The 24279-nt window shown below is 60.3% G+C and carries 20 protein-coding genes; 6 read left to right on the forward strand and 14 right to left on the reverse strand.

All coding sequences use genetic code 11. From position 1 onward, the window contains the following. Positions 1-256: 256 nt before the first annotated feature. Positions 257-1993 carry an OPT family oligopeptide transporter gene (locus J3P96_RS15305; protein ID WP_434652076.1) on the reverse strand — a complete coding sequence of 579 codons (1737 nt, stop codon included), beginning with the start codon at positions 1991-1993 and terminating at the stop codon, positions 257-259. 230 nt (positions 1994-2223) lie between these two features. On the opposite strand from J3P96_RS15305, the gene J3P96_RS15310 reads away from it, so the two are divergent. From J3P96_RS15310 to J3P96_RS15325, 4 genes are all read left to right on the forward strand, one after another. Continuing rightward, complete coding sequence (locus J3P96_RS15310) at positions 2224-2994, forward strand: substrate-binding periplasmic protein (protein ID WP_434652079.1); 771 nt, start codon at positions 2224-2226, stop codon at positions 2992-2994. A 1-nt stretch (position 2995) separates the two neighbouring features. Next, entirely contained in the window at positions 2996-4339 is a 1344-nt protein-coding gene (locus J3P96_RS15315) for a GGDEF domain-containing protein (protein WP_434658190.1), read from the forward strand. A gap of 24 nt (positions 4340-4363) precedes the next feature. Then, on the forward strand, positions 4364-5098 hold the full coding sequence (locus J3P96_RS15320) for a substrate-binding periplasmic protein (protein ID WP_434652081.1): 735 nt from the start codon (positions 4364-4366) through the stop codon (positions 5096-5098). Between the two features lie 188 nt (positions 5099-5286). Further along, entirely contained in the window at positions 5287-5817 is a 531-nt protein-coding gene (locus tag J3P96_RS15325) for a cupin (protein ID WP_434652083.1), read from the forward strand. Positions 5818-5832: 15 nt separating this feature from the next. On the opposite strand, the gene treS is transcribed toward J3P96_RS15325, so the two are convergent. From treS to J3P96_RS15355, 6 genes are all read right to left on the reverse strand, one after another. Further along, complete coding sequence (gene treS, locus J3P96_RS15330) at positions 5833-7899, reverse strand: maltose alpha-D-glucosyltransferase (RefSeq protein ID WP_434652086.1); 2067 nt, start codon at positions 7897-7899, stop codon at positions 5833-5835. A gap of 389 nt (positions 7900-8288) precedes the next feature. After that, positions 8289-9551 carry an alpha/beta fold hydrolase gene (locus J3P96_RS15335; RefSeq protein ID WP_434652088.1) on the reverse strand — a complete coding sequence of 421 codons (1263 nt, stop codon included), beginning with the start codon at positions 9549-9551 and terminating at the stop codon, positions 8289-8291. Then, positions 9548-10513 (reverse strand): alpha/beta hydrolase, encoded by a 966-nt coding sequence (locus J3P96_RS15340; RefSeq protein WP_434652090.1) that lies wholly within the window; start codon positions 10511-10513, stop codon positions 9548-9550. The genes J3P96_RS15335 and J3P96_RS15340 overlap by 4 nt, the downstream gene beginning before the upstream one ends. After that, positions 10510-11538 carry a phosphoglycerate dehydrogenase gene (locus J3P96_RS15345; RefSeq protein WP_434652092.1) on the reverse strand — a complete coding sequence of 343 codons (1029 nt, stop codon included), beginning with the start codon at positions 11536-11538 and terminating at the stop codon, positions 10510-10512. The genes J3P96_RS15340 and J3P96_RS15345 overlap by 4 nt, the downstream gene beginning before the upstream one ends. Before the next feature lie 30 nt (positions 11539-11568). Further along, positions 11569-12966, reverse strand: coding sequence for an OprD family outer membrane porin (locus J3P96_RS15350; protein WP_434652094.1), 1398 nt, complete (start codon positions 12964-12966; stop codon positions 11569-11571). 84 nt (positions 12967-13050) lie between these two features. Continuing rightward, positions 13051-14340: a CitMHS family transporter gene (locus tag J3P96_RS15355; RefSeq protein ID WP_434652097.1), complete on the reverse strand. Its 1290-nt coding sequence runs from the start codon at positions 14338-14340 to the stop codon at positions 13051-13053. Positions 14341-14597: 257 nt separating this feature from the next. On the opposite strand from J3P96_RS15355, the gene J3P96_RS15360 reads away from it, so the two are divergent. After that, positions 14598-15803: a citrate synthase gene (locus J3P96_RS15360; RefSeq protein ID WP_434652099.1), complete on the forward strand. Its 1206-nt coding sequence runs from the start codon at positions 14598-14600 to the stop codon at positions 15801-15803. Positions 15804-16090: 287 nt separating this feature from the next. Here J3P96_RS15360 and J3P96_RS15365 read toward each other — a convergent pair whose 3' ends face one another. From J3P96_RS15365 to J3P96_RS15380, 4 genes are all read right to left on the reverse strand, one after another. Beyond that, positions 16091-17038 (reverse strand): IS110 family transposase, encoded by a 948-nt coding sequence (locus tag J3P96_RS15365; protein WP_434623735.1) that lies wholly within the window; start codon positions 17036-17038, stop codon positions 16091-16093. A gap of 422 nt (positions 17039-17460) precedes the next feature. Then, positions 17461-18870 (reverse strand): MmgE/PrpD family protein, encoded by a 1410-nt coding sequence (locus tag J3P96_RS15370; RefSeq protein ID WP_434652101.1) that lies wholly within the window; start codon positions 18868-18870, stop codon positions 17461-17463. A gap of 69 nt (positions 18871-18939) precedes the next feature. Next, positions 18940-19248 (reverse strand): DUF4387 domain-containing protein, encoded by a 309-nt coding sequence (locus J3P96_RS15375; protein WP_434652103.1) that lies wholly within the window; start codon positions 19246-19248, stop codon positions 18940-18942. Further along, complete coding sequence (locus tag J3P96_RS15380) at positions 19245-20861, reverse strand: acyclic terpene utilization AtuA family protein (protein ID WP_434652106.1); 1617 nt, start codon at positions 20859-20861, stop codon at positions 19245-19247. Before J3P96_RS15380 ends, J3P96_RS15375 begins: the two co-directional genes overlap by 4 nt. Between J3P96_RS15380 and J3P96_RS15385 the strand changes: the two genes are divergently transcribed. Further along, complete coding sequence (locus J3P96_RS15385) at positions 20860-21792, forward strand: helix-turn-helix domain-containing protein (protein WP_434652109.1); 933 nt, start codon at positions 20860-20862, stop codon at positions 21790-21792. The genes J3P96_RS15380 and J3P96_RS15385 overlap by 2 nt on opposite strands. 31 nt (positions 21793-21823) lie before the next feature. Here J3P96_RS15385 and J3P96_RS15390 read toward each other — a convergent pair whose 3' ends face one another. From J3P96_RS15390 to J3P96_RS15400, 3 genes are all read right to left on the reverse strand, one after another. Next, positions 21824-22726 carry a LysR substrate-binding domain-containing protein gene (locus tag J3P96_RS15390; RefSeq protein WP_434658192.1) on the reverse strand — a complete coding sequence of 301 codons (903 nt, stop codon included), beginning with the start codon at positions 22724-22726 and terminating at the stop codon, positions 21824-21826. A 102-nt stretch (positions 22727-22828) separates the two neighbouring features. After that, positions 22829-23701, reverse strand: a complete 873-nt coding sequence (locus J3P96_RS15395) for a nickel/cobalt efflux protein RcnA (RefSeq protein WP_434652111.1) — start codon at positions 23699-23701, stop codon at positions 22829-22831. An 8-nt stretch (positions 23702-23709) separates the two neighbouring features. Further along, positions 23710-24003, reverse strand: a complete 294-nt coding sequence (locus tag J3P96_RS15400; RefSeq protein WP_434568764.1) for a metal-sensing transcriptional repressor — start codon at positions 24001-24003, stop codon at positions 23710-23712. Positions 24004-24279 lie beyond the last annotated feature (276 nt).

A 24279-nucleotide genomic window follows, 5' to 3' on the forward strand; every position in this document is an offset into this window, starting at 1 on the left:
TTAGTTTTGAATAGCCTCGGACGGCCACGAATACCAGCCAAAGAACACGAGCCCCCACTGCACCGCCAAACCGCTCTCCGTGGCGAGGGAGCTTGCTCCCGCTGGGTCGCGAAGCGGCCCCAAAACAGTCTATGAGATCAGCCAGACACACCGAAGTGCTTTGAGAGGGGGCTGCTACACAGCCCAGCGGGAGCAAGCTCCCTCGCCACGGTGGGTTGCAGGCACATGTAAACTGCACACTCATAGATGCCCCTACTCACATATTCCCAACCATCTCCCACAACGACGCCCCTACCCCGGTAATGCTCTCCCCCGCAATCAACCCCGCCGCCGCAGTAATAGCGAAGCGTTCCGTGAGGCTTGGCCAGCGGCAGCTCACCAGCCAGGTGAGTACGGCGCCGAGGGCCATCATCAGCGATACCGAGGCCGGCAGGACAAAAGCCAGGCCCAAGGCCGCCGTGCTTGGCAGGTAGCGGGACCGATGGGCCGGCAGAAGGCTGTCAAGGATGCCCAGCAGCAAGCCGGCGATGGCGCCGATGAAAATCGCCCAGCGGATGCTGGCTGACAGTGAGTCCAGGCCATGGGTGAGGGTCTGTGCCACGGCTTTCCAGGTGGCGACCGCCGGGGCCGGCCACTCCTCGGTGAGCAGCATGGTCTGGGGGTCCGGGATCAGCGCCAGATAAGCCAGCACGCCGACGATGCTGCCGATGAAGATTCCCAGGGTCTGCGCCTGCAGTTGTTTGCGCGGCGTGGCGCCGATCGCTCGGCCCACCTTGAAATCGTTCATCAAGTCTGTGCATTGCCCGGCCGAACCGCCGGCGGTATTGGCACTCATCAGATTGATCGGCACCTGGCCCGGGGCGACGATGCCAAAACTCAACTGGGACAATTGCCCGATGGCACCGATAGGCGGAATACCCGTGGCGCCAACCACACGGGCCGCCACCGCCGCCAGGCAGATGGCCAAGGGGATGGTCAGCAGCGCCATCCACGGATTGATGCCGAACAACAGCGCTTGCAGGCTTACCACCAGAATGATCGCCAACAGGAAACCGAGGGCGGGGCCGGCCTTGGGAATCACCCAGGTCGCCGCGCCGCTGGCCTTGGTGGAACCGTGCAAGGCCCACAGGCGAATCGCCAGGGAAGCCAGCGTCGAGCAGACCATCAGGCTCACCCCCGGCCACAGCAGCCACTCCACCAGCACCGCAAATTGCGGTCCACTGCTGCCGGGCGGTAACTGCACCAGGCCATTTTCCAGCAGCCACGGCGCCAACCCGCCCCACGCCAGCAGCGCGCCGAGCAGCAGGGTCAAGCCGACGCGGATGCCGATGATGCCGCCGAACCCCACCAGCAACAACGAAGGGTCTGCGGTAAAGGTCAGGCGCTCCAACTGGGCGTTCGGCGACCAACGCGGGATGGTCCACCAAAACGTATCCACCCACTTGGCGAGCCCGGACAGCAGCGCCGCGCCGAGCAGGACCTTGAGCCGCGTCGCGGCTTCCTGGCCATGGTTGTAGATGTGCAGGAGGGTTTCCAGGGTCGCCATGCCTTCGGGAAACCTCAGCGCCTTGTCATTGAGCAATGACGGCCGCAGGTACCAGGCAATCCAGATGCCCAGGAAGCTCACCGAAAACACCCAGGCAACCATCGGCACCGGGTCCAGTTGCTGGCCGGTCAGCAAGGTGTACGCCGGAATGGGCGCGACCAGCCCGCCGGAGATGATCGACGCCGCTGCCGACGCGACGGTCTGGTTGATGTTGCTTTCGTGCAACGTCCACGGCAGCGCCGCAGCCGAGCGTTTGGCCAGGCCCTGCCAGATGCCGTATCCGACCAGCAAGGCAATGATCGACATGTTGAATGACCAGCCGATTTTTAATCCGGCATAGACATTAGAGGGCGTCAGGAGGATGCCAAGCACGATCCCCGTGATGACCGCGCGCGGGCTGAATTCGCGTTCGACGGGGAGGACATGCGGGCTCGAAATCTGGTCCATGCGAATTCCTTATCGGCAAAAAACAGTCGGCTCAGCCGAGGTAACTACCTGACAAGTGAGTGCTGTATCGACGCAAGGTTCACCGGCGATGGTTCTGGCGACCACGGGATAGAGCCGTCAGCCCGACAATCGAACGCTCTCCTCAAGCAGCCCTCCACCTGGCCGATAACCTGTGTGACGGCGGCCCTCCGGCCTCGTCAGGCTCTGCTGGTCGCATAGGGTGATGATCAATGGCTTTGCAGCTTAACCGCTTACTGATGTCTGGCGTCCTGATGCTCCTGCTTGCAGGTGGGTCGGCGTTGGCCATCGCGGCTGAGCCGCCGCTGCGCATCGTCACGGAGGAGTTGCCGCCCTACAACATGACGCAGAACGGACGCGTGACCGGCATGAGCACCGAGGTCGTCGAGGCCGTGCTCAAGGAAATCGGCGTCCAGGCGTCGATCCAGCCCATGCCCTGGGCCCGCGCGTACGAGTTGGCGCTCAATGAAAGCAATGTCCTGATCTATTCGATCGTCCGCACGCCCGCACGCGAAGCGCTTTTCCAGTGGATCGGCGCCATCGCCCCGACCCAGTGGTACATCTACTCCCTGGCTGAGCGGCCAGTGAAGCTCAACTCCCTGGCCGACGCCCATGGGCACCAGATCGCGACCGTCAATCAGGACGTCGGCGAGCAATACCTGGTCTCGAAGGGGTTCCGCATCGGCGAAGATCTGCAATCGAGCACACGATACGAACACAACTACCGCAAGCTCAAGGTCGACCATGTGGAGTTGTGGATTTCCAACGAACTCAACGCCCTGTACCTGACTCGGCAGAATGGCGAAGACCCGGAAAAAGTCCTCATCCGGTCATTGCCGCTGCCCGAACTGAGCAGCGCCGACGGCTTGAACATGGCATTCAGCCGCAACACGCCGGCGCAAACCGTCGAGAAATTCCGCGCCGGCCTGGAGGCCATTCGTCGCAACGGCGTCTACGATGCCATCGCGCGCAAGTGGTTATGAGATGGACGGCAAATTCGCCCCGGCGCCCTTTCAACGACCACAGGCCAAGGCCCTCAGCTCCCTGGGGCGTCGACTGGTGCTCGCGACGCTGCTGTTCTGTCTGATTTTCACCGTGGCGATGGTGACATGGCGCACCTGGCTGGCCTGGGAAAGCAACCTGGCGGAGATGAATTCCGAGCTGGGGCTGATTGACCAGGTGTTCCAGGACACCCTGGCCCACGCCATCTGGGAAATGGATCGCGAGTCCCTGGACAAGCAGCTCTACAGTGTCGCCAGTGCAGCGCCGGTCGGACGCGTGGTCCTGAATGTCCTGCGGCCCGGCCGCTCACCGGAAATCATCGAACTCAACCGCTACACCAGCGGTAACGCCGGCTCGGCACCGGTATTGCAGCGCCAGCTCATCGCGCAACCCTATCTCGGCGCCCATGAAAAAGTCGGCGAGCTGATCATCGAGGGCGATAACCAACTGCTCTGGAAGCGTCTGTGGGGCGAAGCACGCACCATCGTCATCACGCAAATCATCCAATCGATGCTCCTGGCCGGGCTGGTCATGACCATGTTCAACCGCCTGGTGACCATCCATGTTGTGCATATCGCCCGGCATTTGGGTGAGCTCGCTCCGCAAACTCTCAAGCGTCACCTCAAATTGCAGCGCTCGGTCAACCGCCAGGACGAACTGAGCCTGCTCGAAACCCAGGTCAACGAACTGCAGGACAATCTCCACGCGCACCTGGAACGCCAGCGTTCGGACGAACTGGCGATCGCCGCCAGCCGCGATCAACTGGTCGAACTGGTCGAGGCGCGCACGGCGGAACTCAAGGCCGCCAACCAGGCCCTCGAAGCCTTGTCCCGCCACGACGCCTTGACCGGCCTGGCCAACCGTCGCCACTTCGACGAACTGAAGGAAGTCGAATTCCGCCGCGCCATGCGTCACAGGACGCCGCTGGCGGTGCTCATGTGCGACGTGGATTTTTTCAAGATCTACAACGACACCTACGGCCACATGAACGGCGACCTGTGCCTGCAACAGATAGCCGAAACCCTGCGTGACGTATTCGGGCGCTCGGGCGAGCTGACCGCACGGGTAGGTGGCGAAGAGTTCGTCGTCGTGCTGCCCAACATCGACGCGCAGCAGGCCTGCGAGGCGGCCGAGAGGCTGCGCGCCGCCCTGGCCGAACGCAAGCTGCCCCACAGCGGCTCATCGGTCTCGCCCTTCGTCACCCTGAGCATCGGCGTCGCCGAGCTGGACCCCGAGACCATGGATCATTTCGATCCACTGATGCAACGCGCCGACCAGGCGCTGTACCGGGCCAAGCACCAGGGACGCAACCGCGTCTCCCTCTGAAGATCCGTCAACGTCGAGGTCTGTATGCGCCACTCTCTGCTGCTCTGCTCCTGCGTACTCCTGGCCTTGATCAGCCTCACAAGCCAGGCCGAAACGATCGAGGTCGTGACCGAGGATTCGCTTTACGCGTATCTGCGCGATGACAAACTCGTCGGCCCCGGTATCCATATTGCGTCCGACACGCTGCAACAGGCCAACCTCAGCGATTTCCGCATGGCGCTGTATCCCTGGGCGCGGGCTTATGAGATGGCCTTGCGCGAGCCCAACGTGCTGATTTTCCCACTCGATCGCACCCCGGCCCGGGAACAGCTGTTCAAGTGGGTCGGTGAAATCCATCGTTCCACCAGCCGGCTCTACAAGCTGCGAGACACAGACCCCATCATTATCCGCAACCTTGAAGAGGCCAAGCAGTACAGCATCGGCGTGATACGCAATGACGCCAAGCAGATCTATCTGCAAGAACGTGGCTTCAGTCGTCTGGTCGTGTCGGCGAACAACCACGACAACTTCCAGAAACTGTTGAACCGCCAGGTCCAACTGGTGCCGATGCCGGAGAACACGGCACGCCTGATGAGCCAGGATGCCCAGATGGATTTCAATCAGCTGGAGGAAGTCTATGCCCTCGACGAGCAGCCCCACCGGGTCTACCTGGCTTTCAGCCTGAGCACGCCGGACGAGACGGTCGCCAGGGCCAAGCGCGCCTTCGAAGCGCTGAAGGCGTCGGGCGAAGTCGAGCGGATCATGAAGGAGAAGCGTTGACGAGCGGCACCGGTCAGCGACGTTGAACTCTCGCATCGCAAACATCGTCTAGCCCATTAGATTCTGTGGGAGCGAGCCTGCTCGCGAAGACGGCGGCACATTCGACATCAATGTCGTCTGTCACACCGATTCGCGAGCAGGCTCGCTCCCACATTCCTGGGTTCGGCTACAGCGATGGAGATGTATCGATGAGCACACTGAACTCGGCATCGGAGTCCATTCAGACCCTGATGCTGGAACGCAACGATTGGGTACCCAACCATCCGCGCCTGCCGGTGATCATCTACCGTGACGCGATGACTGCCCAGGCAGGTGATCTGGCCGCCCAGCTGGAAGAGATGTTTCGCAGCAACGGCTGGCCGCCGCAATGGCGCTACGGAATCTACGATTTCCACCATTACCACACGGAGGGCCACGAAGTTCTGGGCGTCGCCAGCGGTCAGGCGCGCTTGATGATCGGCGGCCCCGATGGCCAAGTGATCGGCGTCCAGGCAGGCGACGTGTTGCTGCTGCCTGCTGGCACCGGGCATTGCAACCTGGGTTCCAGCGAAGATTTCCTGGTCGTCGGAGCGTATCCACCGGGCCAGCAGGCCGACATCTGCCGGGAAGCGCCGAGCGCGGCGCAACTGGCAAACATCGACGCGCTACCGTTTCCTGATCGGGACCCCGTGCAGGGATCACCGGGGGCCGTCGGCCGATATTGGACCAAGCCCCGTTGAGCCTGCCGGGCCCGGCTAGATCATCGGCGAACTGCTCACCACCCGCAGCGCCAACCCCTCGAACGCATCCAGAGTAATGGTGAACTCACCCTCGGGCGTGAGATCCCCTTCGACCCGCTCGTTGATGATGTCCACCACCGGCCCCGGTGCGATACCGGGCAGGTGCAGGGTTTCGGTGATCGGCGTCGAACCGAAGTTCAGCGCGGTGATCTGCGTGCCTTTGCCGGCCGGCAGTTCGTGAACCATGATCAGCAGCCCCGGATGCTCGACGTCCGGGATGAGGATCTGGCGACTCGCCGCGATGTCGTAGGCGCGGCGCGCGGCCAGGATCCTGCGCAGTTGCGAGGCGAACGAATCCGGATCTTTCAACTGGCTCGGCAGGCTGCCGTACAAGGTCTTTGGACGTGGCATCTGCCCGGCTGACAGCGGCGCTTCCGGGTTGAGGTCGACCAGGTCGTAGGCACCGCGATGAATCCAGCGCGTGTCGCCGTCGCGCATCAGGTGCTCGACCTGTTCCGCCGGCAACGGCAACGCTCCCACCAGATCCCAGCCAGACAAGGCGAACACGCCCGGTTGCATGGCGTTGAACATCACTAGTAGCAGGTGCACCTGGCGAATCTGCTGGATATCGGCCGCTGTGATCGCGTCGAGGTCGCGAATGCCCAGGGCGGCGGTGATGATGCTCGCCGTGGTGCAAGACACGCCGTTGGTGACGAATTTCAGGTTATAAGGCGCATGCTCGCCGGACAAGCGTTCGTACATCTGCTCGCGGATGTGCTCGCGCAGGATGCTGCCGGGAAACGTCTGGCCTTGATACAGGTAGGTGTCGTGGGCATGCAGGGTCCAGAAGTGCACCAGCTCCAGGGTCAGTTCATCGTGATTCTGCAAGGCGTGGATCAGCGAGCCCGGGTCGATGCCGAAGCTGTGCATCTGGCGCAGCATCAAGCGCAGGAATTCGGTGTCGCCCATCAGCAGGGCGTGCTGGTAGGCCGGTCGGGTGATGAAGTCGTAAGACAGGTCCGCCCCGCCGTGGGACATGGCGGCAATGTCGTCGAGGGTCAGGTTCAATTCCTGGAAGCTGAAACCGCCGGCCTTGCGAATCGCCCCGCCGAGCAACTGATTGCCGGTGATCGACAGCGGATGGCTTTCGGACCAGGCGGTGCCATCGAGCTTGCGCTCCACGCCGAGGAATCCGTTGGCGTCCAGCCGGAGGATTTTCGCCCCCATGACATCGATGGCGTGCAGCGCATCGCCAATGATCATCTGCTGCGCGGCAAAGGTCGGGTCCAGCCAGTTCAGCGACGGCTGCCCTTCCTTGAAATAGTGCAGGTAAACCCAACGCCGTGGCTTGCCGTCGACGCCCATGATGATCGGCGTCGCGCTCCAGTCGGTTTCCTTGACGCCAGGCTCGAAGAAGATCACCCGCTGCAACTGGCCAACGATGTAGTGCTTGTCCCGCAGGGCATCCACCTGCTGGGCGGTGAGGTTCTGGGCATCACGCCCCTCCCCGACCTCGGGCAGCAGCGGCCAGTCTTCCTCGCGGATTTCCACCATGTGGTAGAGCCCCGGATAGTCTTCGTAAGCCATCTCCGCCAGACGAAAATCGGCGCCCTTGCCGGTGTGGGACGGGATGACGTCGTCGATGACCACCGCGTTGTGCGCAGCGGCCATGCGGGTCAGTGCCTGGAGTTGAGCGTCGGTGCCCAGTTCCGGGTCGATGTCGAAGCTGATACGGTCGAAATTGCCGTCGATGGTTGGGGTGTAGTCAGTGCCGCGCAGGCCGCCGGATCTTTTCAGCGGACCGTTGTGGATGCCCTGGATGCCTATTTTCGACAAGGCGTGCCACAAGGTTTCGTCGCCCAGCGCCTCGAGCACCGTGCCATTTTCCCGGGTGACGATGGAGGCTGGGTATGCGGTAAACCACACTGAGGAAAGCGCTGAAGCATCACGGGGCCGGGTGTGCGCATAGGGCTGCTGCCACAAGCGTCCTTGCCCCGAATAGAGCTTGGCCCGCTGCCGCGCCGCGTGAAGCATCGATTGTTCGACCAGCCAGTCGACATGATTTTTCTCAGCCGTCGTCATAAAAATCCCTGTCGTGAAGAAAAAACCGGACCGGCTGCCGACATCAGCGGCGCCGCTCATTAGTCATATGAGGCTCTGGCCCGGTATTCGTTGCATTGAGGCACGAAGCGGTGGGTATTCGATGGGTGAACCCGAACCAAGGTGGGAGCGAGCCTGCTCGCGAACGCGCCAGCCCAGACGCCTCGAAATCCCGTGGTGAGGGAGCTTGCTCCCGCTCGGCTGCGCAGCAGTCGCAAACCGGTGGATGCGGTCTGCCTGAAAGACTGCCGGGGCCCGCTGCGCAGGCCAGCGGGAGCAAGCTCCCTCGCCACGGGGACCTGCTCTGGCGTGGCGGCTCGTGTTCCACAGCCTGCGTTACCGCCTTCGCCAGCAGGCTCGCTCCCATAGACTCAGTCGTCGTTGAACGGTGCTGCCACGTCTCTTTTTCCTGGCGCACCGGGTTTCTGCAGGTTGGAGCAATTGGAAGCGTGATTCTGTCCATCGAACCACGCGTCGACAAAGGCAAACATGTCGTCCAGCGAACCATGCAACACCCCGTCATGCCCCAGGCCTTCATACGTCCGCCACGTCACAGGATTGCCAGCGGCACACAACGCCGCCGCGACCGCGTATTGCCGCTCTGGCGTAATGGTATGGTCCGCCTGGCCCGTGGCAATGAACAACGGGAAGGCTATCGACGCCTGGGGCATATCGGTCGTTGGAATGCGCGCAGCGTTCAACGCCTCTGGGGTGATCGTGAACAGCTCGGCAAACGAACCAATCTGCAACGCCTTGGACTTTTGCCCAATATCACGGGTACAGCCTTGCCGGGCGACGCTCAACAGTTCGAGCCCCTTGGCCGTCAGGATGCCTTCGATCGGTGGCCCGTCCTCACGCAACGCGCCTGACGCCATTGCCAGGAACACCGTATTGGACTGGCGCGGCGGCAGCTTGATGGGGCCTTCGGGGAATGTGCTGTTCGGTGCAGTGAGCACCGCGCCCAGAATGGGCAGTTCCGGTGCGTAGGTGCCAGCAAGGATCGCCGCGCCCAGCGCCGCCCCACCGCCCTGGGATTGTCCGGCCAGGACCACGCGATTGGCGATCAGGCCTGGCTTGAAGGCTTGGGCAGCGCGAATCGAGTCCAGGACCGAGCGTCCCTCGGCCTGCCAGAACGTATAGGGATGAGGTCCCGGTCCTCCCAGGCCTTGATAATCGCTGACCACAACCGCAAAGCCGCGCGCGAGCCAGCGATTGATATACGCCGCGTCACGCTCACGCAATCCCGCCCAGGAAGGCGCACAGGCATCGGCGATGCCCAGCGTGCCGTGAGCCCAGGCCAGCAGCGGCCAGCCTCCGGCCGGAGGATTTCCTGCCGGCAGATACAACGCCCCGCTGACCGGAACGAGACCGGACCGCCAGCGCTGATCGATGGAGCTGTAGAGCAGACGCAAGGCCCGCGCGGCGGCAGGCATTTGAGCCTGAACCGCCATGGCCTCGCTGCGCAGCAGCACGCCAGGCTGCGCAGGCATCGCGTCAGACCAGCGATAAAACGGCGACAGCTGCATGTCTCCGGCAGCGGGACCGACGGGAAGCGTGCCGGCCGCCATCGCGTTGGCTGCCACGACAATGACCGCCCCCACGCAAATTCCTCTGAAGGCTTGGCGGATACTCATGGAAAGTTTCCCCGTCCGGAAAATGCCTTGCGCAAGGCGTTGCCCTGCGCAGCGATGACGTTGCGTGCGACAGGAGCCACCTCATTGAAGCGAATGAACCCGTGAGGCATGTTCGCGAGTACTTGCAGATCTGTTGTCACGCCCGCGCTTTGCAATCGACTCGCCAGCTCACGGTTTTCGTCCACCAGCGGATCCAGTTCACCGACCACCAATCGCACCGGCGGCAGGCCCGCCAATTCACCAATGATCGGCTGCACCCTCCAGTCGGCCTCGTCATTGGCCAGGTAGCTGGCCCAGTAAGCGTGCATGGTCTCGACCGACAGATTCTGGCCGCCGTAGCCGCCAAGTCGCTGCCAGGAATCGGAGGTCAGGTCCCGCGAGTAGCTGCCGTAGAACAGCAATAGCTGCCGCAACGCATCGATTCCCGCGTCGCGTAGTGCAATGGCGACGCCCAAGGCGAGATTGGCGCCTGCCGAATCGCCGCCCAGGGCATAGCCGCGTACCGGGCAGTCGGTGATAGCGCCGAGCTTGATGACCCGGCTGATGATCACCGCCACCTCGTTGAACGCCACCGGAAAGCGATGTTCCGGCGCTAGCGCATAGTCGATGGAGAGCACCGCCAGGCCACTGTCGCGCACCAACTGGCGCAAAGGTGCGTCCCAGCCGGCGAGCGAACCGTGGCGGAATCCGCCGCCATGGCAGTAGAACATCAAGCAGGGCGTCTCATCGCCCTCCGGCCAATAGAGTTTGCAGGGCACCGTCCGCCCGTCGACGGCGAAGCCCAGGGTGCGCTCGTAGGACAGCGGCACGCTGCGTTGCGCCGCCCAGGCATTGATCCGTTCCAGATGCGCCCGGACGCTGTACACATCTCCATGAACGACGGGCAGCAATCCCTGCTTCCGGAGCGCGTCGACCACGGCCGCCAGGTCGGGATGCACCGGCGGATTTTCCTCGCGACTCATGGCCGGTTATCCATGCGGCTCTCGCAGCCGACAGTTCGACGTCCGTCCACGATGACGCAATGGCTGGGCGGGCTGCGTCCTTCCAGGACGGCCACCGCGCATTGGGCGGCGATCAGATTGGTGCGATTGAGCCCTTCCACCGTGGACGCGCCGACATGGGGCGTCACGATCACGTTCGGTAGCTGAATCAGTTGTTCGGTCACCGGCAAGAGCGAGGGGTCCGACTCGCTTTCGAAGACGTCGAGCCCTGCCCCTGCGATTCGCTTTTCGCGCAGGGCCCGCAGCAGATCGGCATCGCGCACCAACCCGCCCCGCGCGGTGTTGATAAGCACCGCGGAACGCTTCATCAGGTTCAGGGCGCGCTCATCGATCAGTCCTTGGGTTTGCGCATTGAGCGGCGCGTGAAGGGTAATGAAGTCGCTTTGCCTGAGCAGCGTATCCAGGTCAACAAAATCACCGTCGGCCTCGGCGCCGCCTGGATGAGGCGTATAGATCAGCGGCCTGACTTCAAACCCGGACAAGCGCTGCAGGACACCCCGGCCAATCCGGCCCAACCCGACGATGCCAACCGTCTTGCGGTACAGATCACCGCCCAGGGGAATCGACCAGTCATTGCCCGACAAGCCCATCTGGCAGCGCTTGAGTTGACGGCAGACGGCGAGCATCAGCGCAACGGTGTGGTCGGCGACGCTGGCATCGTTGCCGCCAGTAGCAATGGTCGCCACCTTCCCTGCCGCTGCCACCGCTGCCGTATCGACCCGCTCATAACCGACGCCGCGACGGGCGATGACTTGCAGGCGCGGCAGTGCACCCAGCAGGCTGGACGTGACATTCGCGTGCCCGACGATCCAACCGTCGGCGTCTGCCAGCAGGTCGATCAGCTGCCGTTCACTCAGGTCACCATCGGCTTGGCCGGGCGCCAGCTCCGCGACAACCACCTCACAGCCATGGTTCTGCAGAAAGTCGCTGGCCATGGCGTCGAAAAACCGCTGTGTAACCACTATTTTATGGCGATGATCAAGCATCACGGACCTCTTGATAGAAACGTCCAGCGTTCAAAATGCGTAATCCAGATACACCCTGGCCTCCGAGCCGCTGACTACGTTGTCGGGTTGTGCGGATATCAAGGCGACAAAATCCTGGTCAATGCGGTAATCGATATAAATCAAGCCGACTGAGAGCCCGGCGTATTCCTTTTCATCAAAGCGATAATAAAGACGGTATTCATTCTGCCGCTCGGTCACATCGGTGCGGCGGCCGCTGAATGGGTCGGTGGCGTCAAACTGACCTTGCTTATAAATAGTCATGACTTTGAAACCGTCCAGCGAAGCCCCCAATAAAGAATGTCCGCTCAAGTCATATTCGGCGCCGATTTGCCAGGTTCGCTCGCCATCGTTATTGAAATCGTTGCCGGAGCGTGTCCAGGCATCCATCCTGCCGTCGACATTGTCCGCATGATCAAAGTAGGCATAACCGAGTTGTCCATTGCTCAACTCGGCTTTGGTCTCGGAAAACGAAACACCCAGGCGAAGTTTGTCGAGCAACAAACCAACGTTGATATTCAACCAGCTCGCATCATCGTCATAAGCGGCCTGGCCGGCCTGCCAATCACGCTCCCAGATACGTCCGGCCTTTTCGAACTCATAATATTGAGTGTCCAGTACGATCCCGGCTTTATCGCCGAGAGGCGCTTTCAACGTGAGTCCGTATCGAGTGTTTTCATTGAAGTCCCGCGATACGCCATGGTCGTAGCCAAGTTCGATGGCCTTCAGGTCGTATTTGACGCCGTAGGTGTACAGGTCTTTTATTTCCTCGCCCGACTGACTCAGCAAGTGCTCGAACTCTTCTCTGTCCCGAGGCGACGTACGGTTGATATAGGCCGTTTCGAACCCCAGCGTGCCGGGAAGCGGACCAATGCCCATCTCGGTGAAATTCAAATGAGCCCGACCTCCCTGGTAGGACCCAGGGACAATCCGCGTGTCGAGCGTGACCAGCGTTCCCGCATCGAACCGACCCCGCCCCATCTGGGAATCGACGTTCCAGCCATCGCCCTCATAACGCAGCTTGAAATAACTCTGCCCGACTTTTGCGAAACCGCCATTCGTGCCATCGCTGTCATCGAACAAGTCCCGGCCGTTATCTTTGGAATCGATCATTGCCACGCCATACAACGAGGCGTCAAACCCTACGACGCCGGCCCAATAACTTGAGTTGTAATCCAGAATTGCGCCGATTCCGGTACCGCCCAGTTTGTTGCCGTCCGGAAAACCGCCAAAACGGTCTTCGATCAAATCGTTAGATATTCGAGTATTGATATAAACCGAGCGCAGATAAGCATTCAACTTTCCTTCATGTTGGAACCGGTCCGGATAACTGATCGTTGCTGAAAGAGCCAATTCAGACACAAACATTGTCGACAGCAACGTCATAGCGACGGCGTTAATCGATTTCATCGACCACCTCATCTATTATTTTTATTTTGACGTGAGCAGACGCAACTCGGCGTCCTTCAAACTTCGGCGCTACGCGTTAATGAATCAGATAATCGCCCGGGTAATGACCGCGGTTACAACCAAGACAAGGCTGCTGCCGATCGCCCAGAGCAGGCAATAGCGTTGCATGTCGCCCATGTCACGCTTGATGATTCCGCTGATCAGATAAACCGCCGCCACCAAAGGGCTTAATGCGTGAACCGGTTGGCCCAGCACCGAGGCCCGCGCTATGTGCATCGGGTCAATACCGTATTCGACGCCCGCCGCGCCCAGTACCGGCAAGATGCCAAAGAAAAACGCGTCATTGGACAACAGGAAGTTGAGTGGCAAGGCGACGAGCGCGGTAATGATGCTGAAATATTGGCCATGGTCGTCGGGAATCAATTGCACAATCTTTTCGGACATCCCATCAACCATGCCGGTACCTGACAAGATCCCGGTAAACGCACCTGATGCAAATATCAGGGCGATGACCATCAGGACACTTTCGGAGTGCGCCGCGACTCTGGCCTTCTGTTCCGCCAGCCGTGGATAGTTGATAAGCAGCGCCAGGGAAAGCCCCACCATCATCAACATCGGCAAAGGCGTCAGCCCTGTCGCCATCGCATACATGAGCCCAGCGGTGAGCGCGAGATTGACCCAGAAAAGCTTCGGCCGATGCGTCTCGGAATGCGTGGTCGGCAAGACGACATCTTCCGGCGCGGCGTCCTTGGCAGCGGCCGTCCAGCCCAAGCGATGGCGCTCTCTGCGACCGATCCAGAACGCCACGACAAACGCATAGGCAAGGCCCGCGAACATGGCCGGCACCAACCCCAGGAACAACTCGGCTACATCCAGGTGAAGCGCACTGGCGGCGCGGGCCACCGGCCCTCCCCAGGGAATCAGATTGACCACGGTATTGGTCAACAACAGCATCAACGCCAGGATCAGCGGGTTCATGCCGAGGCGAAGGTAAAGCGGCAGGAACGCAGTGGTTACAATCAAGACCGTCGTTGCGCCATCACCATCGAAAGAAATGACCGTGGCCAGCAGCGCAGTGCCCAGGACCACGCGCAGAGGATCGTTGCCCACGTAACGCAGAATCTTTCGTACGGCGGGTTCAAAGAGCCCCGCGTCAAACATGATTGCGAAATAGAGGATTGCAAACATCAACATCAGCGCGGTGGGCGCTACTTGCTTGACGCCGTTCATCACCATCGCGCCCAGTTCCGGTCCTGCTCCACTGGCCAGGCCAAACGCGACCGGGACCAGAATGAGTGCCGTCACAGCGGAAAGTCGTTTGCTTATGATCAATGCCATAAACGTGACGACCATTGCGAAACCTAACCAAGCCATGCGTTTCACCTTTTCGTTTTTATTGTTATCGATCTTCGAAAATCAATGTGAACAACTCTTGCGCAGCCGAAATCTACATAGGGGGCGAAACGCTGTAAATCTTGATTTTTTCCGTCAACATCCCTGCTGGATAAGGCTCGTCAGACGCAGCCTGGATAGAAAAAACAAAGTTGAAACCCGGCGCCGATACACATTGACTACAGGACGGTAAATCCAATAAACATGTATACCTCTCCATCAATTCGATTGGACCGGTCATGCCAGAACAAGAAGGCCTTTACCTCTCGGCAGAAGAGGCGGCAGCCATACTCCGGGTCAGCCTGCCGACGCTGTACGCCTATGTCAGCCGCAAAAATATCCGCTCCATCAAGATTGCCGGCTCGCCCAAGCGGCGTTACTGGGCAGAAGACATCCAACGACTGGTGAAAGTACCGGCGCAAGACAAGCCCGTTGCCAAGCGTACGACGCCGTCGGACAGCGCGATTACGCTGATAACGGACGATGGCCTGTTTTATCGCGGCCACAATGTCGTCGAGCTGGCTGATCGTTCAACCGTCGAAGAAGTCGCCGAGTTGATCTGGCAGGTGCCTTCGGCGTTCGGCACGTCGCTGCCTCGCACCCCGAAGGACACTGCCAAGCTGTTGAAGATCTATGAACACACGTCCGCCCAGGAAAAAGCCATCGCCCTGTTCCCCCTGGTGCAACGAGAAAATCCCAAGGCCTTCGACCTTTCCCCTGACAGTTACGCCCGTACCGGCGCCGATGTCGTGCGCTGGTTTGCCGCGTTGGTCGTGGGGGCGACCGAACCGAGCAACCAGCCCTTGCATGAGTTCATCACCCAGGCTTGCGGCGCCCCGCCAGCGCATGCCGATCTAATCCGGCGCCTGCTGATTCTCAGCATCGATCATGAACTGGACCACACCACTCACAGCGTCCGCGTTGCCGCCACCACCGGCGCTACCCCCTATTATGCGGTCATCGCCGCGCTCGCCGCCGCGCGAGGCCACAAGATCGCCTATGGACGAAATGAAGCCGCCAGCCGGATGATCGAGGAAATCTGTACGGCCGCGGACCCTACTCGACCGATCCTGCAGCGCTACAACCAGGACGGACACATCGTCGGGTTCGGCCCCAATGTGCACTCGCTCAACGACCCGCGAGCCAGCAACCTTATGGCCGCGTTGACCGCAGTATTTGATGGCGACAGTGAATTCGTCAGGTTGCAGAAAGCCTTTTCGGTGGCCTCGGAACTCGTTGCATACCCGCCTGAATTCATTCTCCTGGTGAGTTTCATCGGCAGGAAAATGGGACTGCGCGGACAGGAAATTTCATTGGCTGGGGTAGGTCGCTCGATCGGCTGGATCGCCCATGCCAGCGAGCAATACAACCAGCACCACGAGAGCCGGCCTCGCGCTCGTTATACCGGGACGTTGCCAACGGCGACCGACATTGGGCGCCGTTGAAGTCCGCTCCGGGCGCTCCTGCGGACGAAAGATATTCCCTGCCTGTGAGGCCTCTTCGCGAGCAAGCTCGCTCCCACCTTAGATCTGCGCCATCCAGAACATCCATGCGCGGCACATCACCCTGTGGGAGCGAGCCTGCTCGCGATGGCGGCGTTTCAGGCGATGGGGATGTTGAATGGACTGGCCTCTTCGCGAGCAAGCTCGCTCCCACCATAGATCTATGCCATCCAGAACATCCATGCGCGGCACATCACCCTGTGGGAGATTCTATGGTGCAGGACTAGCCCCTAAATGCCTTTTGGTAAGTATTCGCTCTGGTTCTTCAACAGAGCGAATACCACTCGGGCAAGCTTGCGGGCCAGCGCTACCAATGCCTCGGTTGTGCTGAGCCCTCGGGACCTCAAACCCTCGTAAAATCCCTTCCACGCCGCTGTGCGACTCGCCGACATCGCGGCGTTGTGCATCAATCGGCGTGCCTCCGGATCACCTCGCTTAGACAGGCAGCGGCGTCCCTTCTTTTTTCCCGAGTCCGATATGCGCAGGTCCAGCCCCAGAAAAGCGATGAAGGCATCGGCATTTCTGAAATCTCCACGCTGGAACGACGTGAGCAAACGGGCACCGCTTAACAGACCGATGCCTTCGACTTTCATGCAGCGCTTGAGCTGACTGCCCAAACCGGCTGCATCCAACTGCGTCTGGATTGTTTTCTCAAGCAAAATTTCGAGTCTTTGCATGGCCTTTATCTGGTTCTCAAAGGCCGTTTTGAGCAACGGTTCGTTCGACCAGCTTTGCTTGAGGCTGACACGCGCCTGAACCAAGGCTGCCCGTCGCCGGAAAAGGCTTATAAGCCTGCAATACAGGGGCGATGGCGGGGACCAAGGGTGCAACTGGTGGCCTTCGTTGTTCAAGTAGCGAGCCAACAACCGAGCATCCAGCGCATCGGTTTTAGCGCGCACTTTCACACCTTTGCGGTAATGACTGAGTTCGTAACCGCCGATCATATAAATCACACAGCCATGCGCATAAGCCAGATCGGCGAAGTCCTGGTGATAGATATTCGTGGCTTCGATGGCGACATCCACGGGCGCAGGTAATGCCTTGAGCCACTTTTTGATATCAGCTTTGGTGTTGGGGATCGTTTCGAGTCGATCGGATTGGGCGTGATAAATCACCAACTCATCTTTGGCGACATCCACACCTACGATCGGCTGGGCGGTGGCGACGGGCATTGCCATTGAAAATCCTCCGGGCTAAGGTTTGAACACTTGAAGGGTTCACCCAGAGGCGCAGGCTTGTTCCTATCGTCGGTCTAGGCCAGATGCATTCTTTATCGGCGCTTGGGTGAAAGGAGGAGGGGTGAAATCTCCCACGGTCTGTACTGCGGCTAACAGTCAGAATCGAGCCTAGTCCCTCCTCCTCCCTTCAAGTCCTACCATACAAGCGAGCCTGCTCGCGATGGCGGCGTTTCAGGCGATGGGGATGTTGAATGGACTGGCCTCTTCGCGAGCAGGCTCGCTCCCACCTTAGATCTGCGCCATCCAGAGCATCCAAGCACGGCACATGACCTGTGGGAGCGAGCTTGCTCGCGATGGCGGCGTTTCAGGCGATGGAGATGTTGAATGGACTGGCCTCTTCGCGAGCCTGCTCGCGAAGCTTCTCAAACGCGCAGAGCAGCCGGTTTCTGGTCCGCAATGGGGGCGACAGCCATCGCCGCAAACAACGAATTGAACTGCGTCTGCCGCTCAAGCCCGGCGACGAACCCAAGCACCAGGTCTTGTGCCGACGCGTCGATATGCGGCATCGCCATGCGCCGGAATTTCCGCTCGAAATCCCCATCGGTCATCGGCGTTTCGACTGACCCGGGGCCGGTGATCATCTCGCTCACCACCCGTTCACCACAGACCAGCGTCACACTGACACGATTGGCAAGGTGCCGTGGAAACAGCGCCGTCAACGCCGGATCCTCCGTGACGCTGACCTTGTCCATCAAGGCAATCGCCGCGGGGTCGGCGATTTTTTCCGCGGAATACGAAGCGATAGTGATATCCCCGTCGAGCAATGCCCGAGCGACGTTATAGGGCAGGCTGTGGTCCGCAGTCTCGCGGGTTTTCGGCAACCATTTCTCCGCGGTGTCCGCGAGGACACGACGGTTGAATTCGGACGTTTCGATGCTAATGGCAGCGATGTCATTCACGTTGTCGATGCGCTTGCGGATATCCAGCGCGGCCCAGACGGCGGTGTGCAGCTCGCCGTTGGTGGGGAATGTCTTGGTCAGCGAGCGTCGTATCGCATAGTCGTCATTGTCGGGCGTAGCAAAACGATCAGTGTCCAGCTCGAACGGCCCTGAAACCAGCTTGAAGAACCCCATCTCGCCCTCGAAGACCGGCGACGGCCCGGTCATGCCATGGCGCGCCAGCTGAGCCGCAAAAACCGCGTTGCGCGCGGCATTGGCGGCCGAACAGCCCTTCCAGTCTGACAAGGTTCCACTGCGCACCTGGCGCATTGCCAAGTGCCCGCTCAAGGCGATGTTGATGGCTTGCTCGGTCTGCGCGACGTCCAGCTTCATCAGGTTGGAAGCCGCCGCTGCCATCGCGACGTTGATGTAATTGACGTGGTCCCAGCCACGCCTGTTCAAGCTTGCCGCATCCTGCAAGCGCATCTGGATCTCATAGGCCAGGACGATGGCCGAAATCAGTTCGGCGCCGGTGGCGCTCTCGGCTTGCGCCACGGCGAGGCAGGCCGGGACGTTGTCACTCGGATGGCCCGGCTCCAAGCCCATGTAGCCATCGTTGTAATCGAGGAAACGAACCATCAGGCCGTTGGCGAAGGCAGCGATTTCCGCTGTCGTTTGCAGGTTCGAGCCGAATATGCCGGCGGTGGTCGCGGGGTTGGCAGCGGCATAACCCAGCGCAGCCTTTACCGGGGCCGCCCCGTAGGCGCCCAGCACGCAGGCCAGGCTGTCGATGAAGCGCTGGCGCACCAGGTGGATGATTTCGTCGGGCAGGCGCTGTTTCCTGAATGCGTGGGCATAGCGTGCCAGCCGCATCGCAACGGTGGAATCCGTCATGATTACCTCGGGTAAATGGGTGGGTCAGTCCTCGTCCATGAGGCGAACAGAGCAAGGCGCGAACGGGCCTCAGTCGATGACCACATCAAGCAGCCGGACGTATTGCTGGCCGGCATGCATGTCGCGCTCGACCATTCCGCCCTGGGGCGTTGGGCGGGGAAAGGAAATCTTGACCATTTCCAGGTCCGCCACCGGGATGTGCTTGACCCGCTCGGGATCAGTGCCGTAGAGCTTCGCGAATTGCGCCGGGGAAAGTGCCGCGCAATCGGAATAACGCTCGAAATTCTCCCGCCCGTTGAAAAAGATATCGAAGGTGATCCAGAACGGCCCCGCTTGCTTGGATCGGACATGCCGGCATACATCACGCAACTTGGTCATTGTGCAAGCTCCTTCTTGGCTACCGAGCTAGCCGATAAATCAATCCACTCCAGGCGAACCAACTCCATGGGGTCCTCAAGCTCCACCACGTGATTCAACTTGAACTCGAAAATCTGCCCACGCGGTATATCAGCCGGGGTAAAGGCAAATCCATACGACGGCAGTTCCTTGCCCATGACACTCGGGTAATGGAAGAAATAGGGATTACACGCGTGGGCAATGGTATTGGCGATTTCCTGGGTTGCGGCAGTTGCGACAAACAACATGCCTAGTTCCGGCGGCGGTAATGTTCCCGCAGGCGGCGTTACACCGGTGACGCCGTTCCACCCATACATGCGCAGGGAAATATGAAACTCGCCCAGTTCCTCGGCGGGGATGGATTGGCAGGTTCTTGTATAAAGCGCTTCAAGTAACCGATCATGGAAACCGTCGATATCCTTGAGTACATCGGGGTCTTGAATGCCCACCAGCATGATCGTTTGATATAAACCGGCCGCGGCGCCTTCCAACTTCATGGTGTAGGGCATTTCCTCCCAGCGCGAACCTTCGACCCGGACAGCACGGCCATTGAGATCGGTGTAACGTGCCTCGGCTACATTCAAGATGCCACCGGGCTCGACCAACCGGAACGGGTCGCTGTTTTCGTAGAGCATGTGGGCCGAAACGCTATGTGGCGTGCACCGGTTGTCCTGGCTCAACGGCTCGACTTCGAAGCCGTTCGCATCGATACTCAGCAGGATTCCCGAGCCTAGCGTGGGATTGACGGCACACTGCACGCCGCATTCGCCGGTCTTGCCAGCGTGCCACGAAGGCCCCCAAGGCGCGCCTTTCCAGATTGGATAACAGGCGATGACCGCGGTATCGGTGGAGCGGCCAGCCAATATGATATCGGCACCGGCCTCCAGCGCAGCGAGAAAGGGCTCCACCCCCAGCGCGGCGACAATATGTTCGCAAGCGTCCACCGTTGCGTCGTCCAACGCAGTATGTGGCGACAAGGGTTTTATACGCCCCTCGGCGTTCAAGTTCTTTATCGTGTCCTTGTCCTGCTCGCAATAAATGAGCGCAATCTTTGGCACCACGCCCAACTCTTCGGCTATTTCCAAGGCGATATCACGCGTCCAGTTCAAATTAAGATCGCCTCCGGCCTGACCGGCGGTACCGACAATGATCGGCACTCCGGATTGCGCCTGGGCTTTCATTAATATCATCAAGTCACGCTTGACCGCGCCTCGGTTGTTCTTCGATTTACCCAGTGCAAGATAAGCCGCGCCACTGTCGGTTGAACCGGCATCGGTGGCGATAACTTGTGCACCGGCGGCCAATCCATAGGCTATTTCCTGTTCCCGAACGCCCGCTCCCAAAGAACCGCAGGGAACAATGACTTTTATACAATCTTCAAATACCGTTCGCATAAAACCCTCTTCTTTTTTACTTCTTCTTTGAGGCGATGATAAGGCTTGCAACGGTGTTGACAAGTGGACAGATTTTGTCCATATAACTACGCCAACGCTAACTTCGCCGCTTTGAAAAATCCGCAGCGAGTTGAGCGATATCAAAACTGTTTTCGACGTGGATTCAGCAGGCAAAAGGACTTCATTGATGGAGCAACACATGCGCCAGACCGGACCGGATGAACCGCCGCAGAACGCTCCCCAGCGCATCAGCGCCGAGTCGATGGCGCATTTCATGCCGGGCACGCCGCAAGTCGTGCCGACGCGTGCGCAGGTCCAGGAAATGGTGGTGCAGCTGTTCAGCCACCCTACGGTAGTCGAGCCGATCCTGGTGCCCGCGGTGGTCGAGCCTCTGCTCGTCCTGGTGCTGACCGGGGGCGCCCGGATCGAGGAACGTTCGCTGGGCGGCGAATGGGAAGCCGTCGATGTTCAGGCCGGTGATTTCTACCTCACCAGCACGAACGAGCCTTACGAGATGCGCTGGCAAACGCAAGGTTGCGACATCTTCGAAGTCATGCACCTGTATCTCGGTTTGCCGTTGATCGAGCGCGCCGCGCGCGACGTGCTCGGGGAACGGGCCGGTCCTGTCACCTTTCGCGATATCTCCGGAGCCCAGGACCTGCGGGTGAGCTTCATGCTGGATCAGTTGCGCAACGAGCTGGTCGACGAACGCCAGCCCAGCCCACTGTTTGCACAGAGCCTGGCCCAGGCACTGGCGGTGCACCTGGTGCGTACCTACCTCGCGCCCCACAGCGGAGCCTCGCGCAGCAACGCGCTGCAGGCGTACAAATTGCGTCGGGTCCTCGAGACGATGAACCAGCGCCTCGCCGATGATTTCAGCCTTGCCCACCTGGCCCAGGTCGCGGAGCTGAGCGAGTATCACTTCAGCCGAATGTTCAAGCGCGCCACAGGCCTGTCGCCTTCACAGTATTTCATTCGCCTGCGCATGAGCCGGGCCCGGCAGCTGCTGCTTGAAACGGACCGCAGCGTCATCGACATCGGATTGGAAGTGGGTTACTCAAGCCCGAGCCATTTCTCCCAGGTCTTTCGCCGAGAGATAGGCTTGACGCCCAGCGATTATCGCCAGGCGTGAGGACTGTTTCAGCCACTCGCCAGCGCCCTGCTCACTCGTTGATGTAACGTTCACAGCGCGCAGACAGGAAGGCCCTGAGCACCTGGACCGACGGCGTCAGCGAGGTTCGATGAGCGCACACCAGTTGCAGCGGCGCTGGCTGGCCATACTCCGCTGGGAAAATCTCCACCAGGCGACCGCTGCGAAGATCGTCCATTACATCGAGCTTCGATTTGTAGACGATCCCCTGGCCCGCCACGGCCCAACGCCTGGCAATATCAGCATCATCGCTGATGCGATCGCCAGCGACCTGAACCGTTTCCAGCCCATTCGCTGTCTGGAAAATCCAACGCTCGTAGGTTTGCTCACCCATCACGTAACGCAGGCAATTGTGCCCGCTCAGTTCACCCGGCGTCTTTGGCAGGCCGTGCCGCGCGATGTAGTCGGGTGAGGCACACACGGTCCTTCGGTTGGATGGAGCCAGCATCAGGGAGACGAGGCTCGAATCGGCCAACTGACCATAACGAATGCTCGCATCGAGATGCTCCCCGAACAGGTCGGCGACCTGGTCGCTGACCCGCAGCTGCAACAGTACCTTGGGATGCATCTGCTGGAACTCGTCCAGCCACGGCAGCAGCAGGTTTCGCCCGATGTCCGAGGGCACCGACAAGCGCAGCGTCCCGGCCACTTCGTCACGCCCCTCGGCCAGGGCGAGCTCGCCATCCTCCAGCACCTCCAATGCCCGCCGGGCATGGGCCAGGTAGCGCTCACCATCATCCGACAAACGCAGCCGCCGCGTAGAGCGCACGAACAGCCTCACCCCCAGGCTTGCCTCAAGTCGCTGTACCGCGACGCTGGCCAGCGCCGGAGAAATATCCAGCAAGCGCGCCGCCGCGGAAAAACTCCCGGCGTCAGTGGTCGTCACGAACACCTGTAGATCATCGACTCGAACTATCTTCTTCACGCTGCGCGATTCTTTACCTGGACAGGAGCTTTTCAGCGTAATGGGAAAAGCGCTCATTGCACAGGGCAGCCGAGGCCCAGCCGATCAAGGTTCTCATGCGCTCAAACCGATCCAGCCGTGGATACCCACATACATGCCGACTGCAATTATCAACACGCTCGACAGATAAGGCGCGCGCCGGGCAACAGTGCCCAGCCACGGCCAGCGATTGGAGGCCTGCCGAGCGCCAAGGGCCGCGGCCGCTCCCACCGTAACCAGGGTAATTGCCAGGCCGATGCTGAAACACAAGACAAGCATGCCGCCGAGCGCAACTTCCTTGACCTGCAGGCAGAGGAGCAGGACGGTTATCGCCGCGGGACACGGGATCAGCCCACCCGTCAGGCCGAACACAATGATCTGGCCCGTGGTGACGTCTCGATTGCTGAAACGCTTGCGGATGTCGTTGGCATGCGCCCGTTCATGAGCGTCCTGGTAACCCTCCGATGATAGCGCCAGTTCCGGATGCGCATGATCGTGATCGTGATCGTGATCGTGATCGTGATCGTGATCGTGATCGTGATCGTGATCGTGATCGTGATGAGCATGGCGATGCCCGTCACCGCTCTCAAGCTTGAACATCTGTTCGCCACGCCAGGTACGCCAGAGCATCCACAACGCGATCGCAATGATCAGCACCGCAGAGGCGAGTTGGAAGTACGGTTCCGTAGTCTCGGCGTCCAGCCCCTGGCCCAGGTACATCCCGCCAATCGCCACCAGCCAGACCACGGCGGTGTGCGAAAGCGTCGCGGCCAACCCCAGCAACACCGCCTGCTTGACCGAGCCGCGAATGGCCACGATGAACGCCGCCATCATGGTTTTCGAATGACCAGGTTCCAGCCCGTGCAAAGCGCCCAGCAAGATCGCACTGGGGAAATACAGCCAGGCGTGAGCACCCCCCTGTTGCAGCAGTTCAGCAAAATTCGGCATGTCGAGGCCTAGAGGTACTTGGTGATTTGTTTGAAGGCTTCCAGCGGCGCGCGCTCGCCCCTGTCCAGTGCCGAAACGGTATCTTCGAGGCAATGATCAATGTGATCCTGGATCAGTGTGCGCTTGGCCTGGCACACGGCTTTCTCCACCGCATGCAACTGCTGGGCGATGTCCACGCAATCACGACCCTCCTCGATCATGAGGATGATGCTGCGCAGGTGACCGTCCGCCCGCTTGAGGCGCTTGATGATCGCTTCATGGCTTTGGTGGACATGGGGATGATCGTGGTTGAGTTCACTCATGGACGAGGCTCGGATCGCTATGGAATGCGCCGGATCATATCCCCCCCAGGGGGATATGACAAACAAGCCCTCTCCCCCATGACGCACCGCAAGACATTGCGGCTTCGTCAGATCCTGTAATAAATCGCTTCGTATGAAATGCTGGGAACCGTTGTAGGATTTCTTCCCCAATTATTGCCAGACCCGTATGAACACCCTTCAGGAACCTCCCAGTAGCTTTTCAGAAAACCCTGTCTCCCCCGCTCCAGCGCCGCCTGTATCGCGGTTACAGCCCTC

This window comes from Pseudomonas sp. R3-56, from assembly GCF_051132075.1.
Classification (GTDB): domain Bacteria; phylum Pseudomonadota; class Gammaproteobacteria; order Pseudomonadales; family Pseudomonadaceae; genus Aquipseudomonas.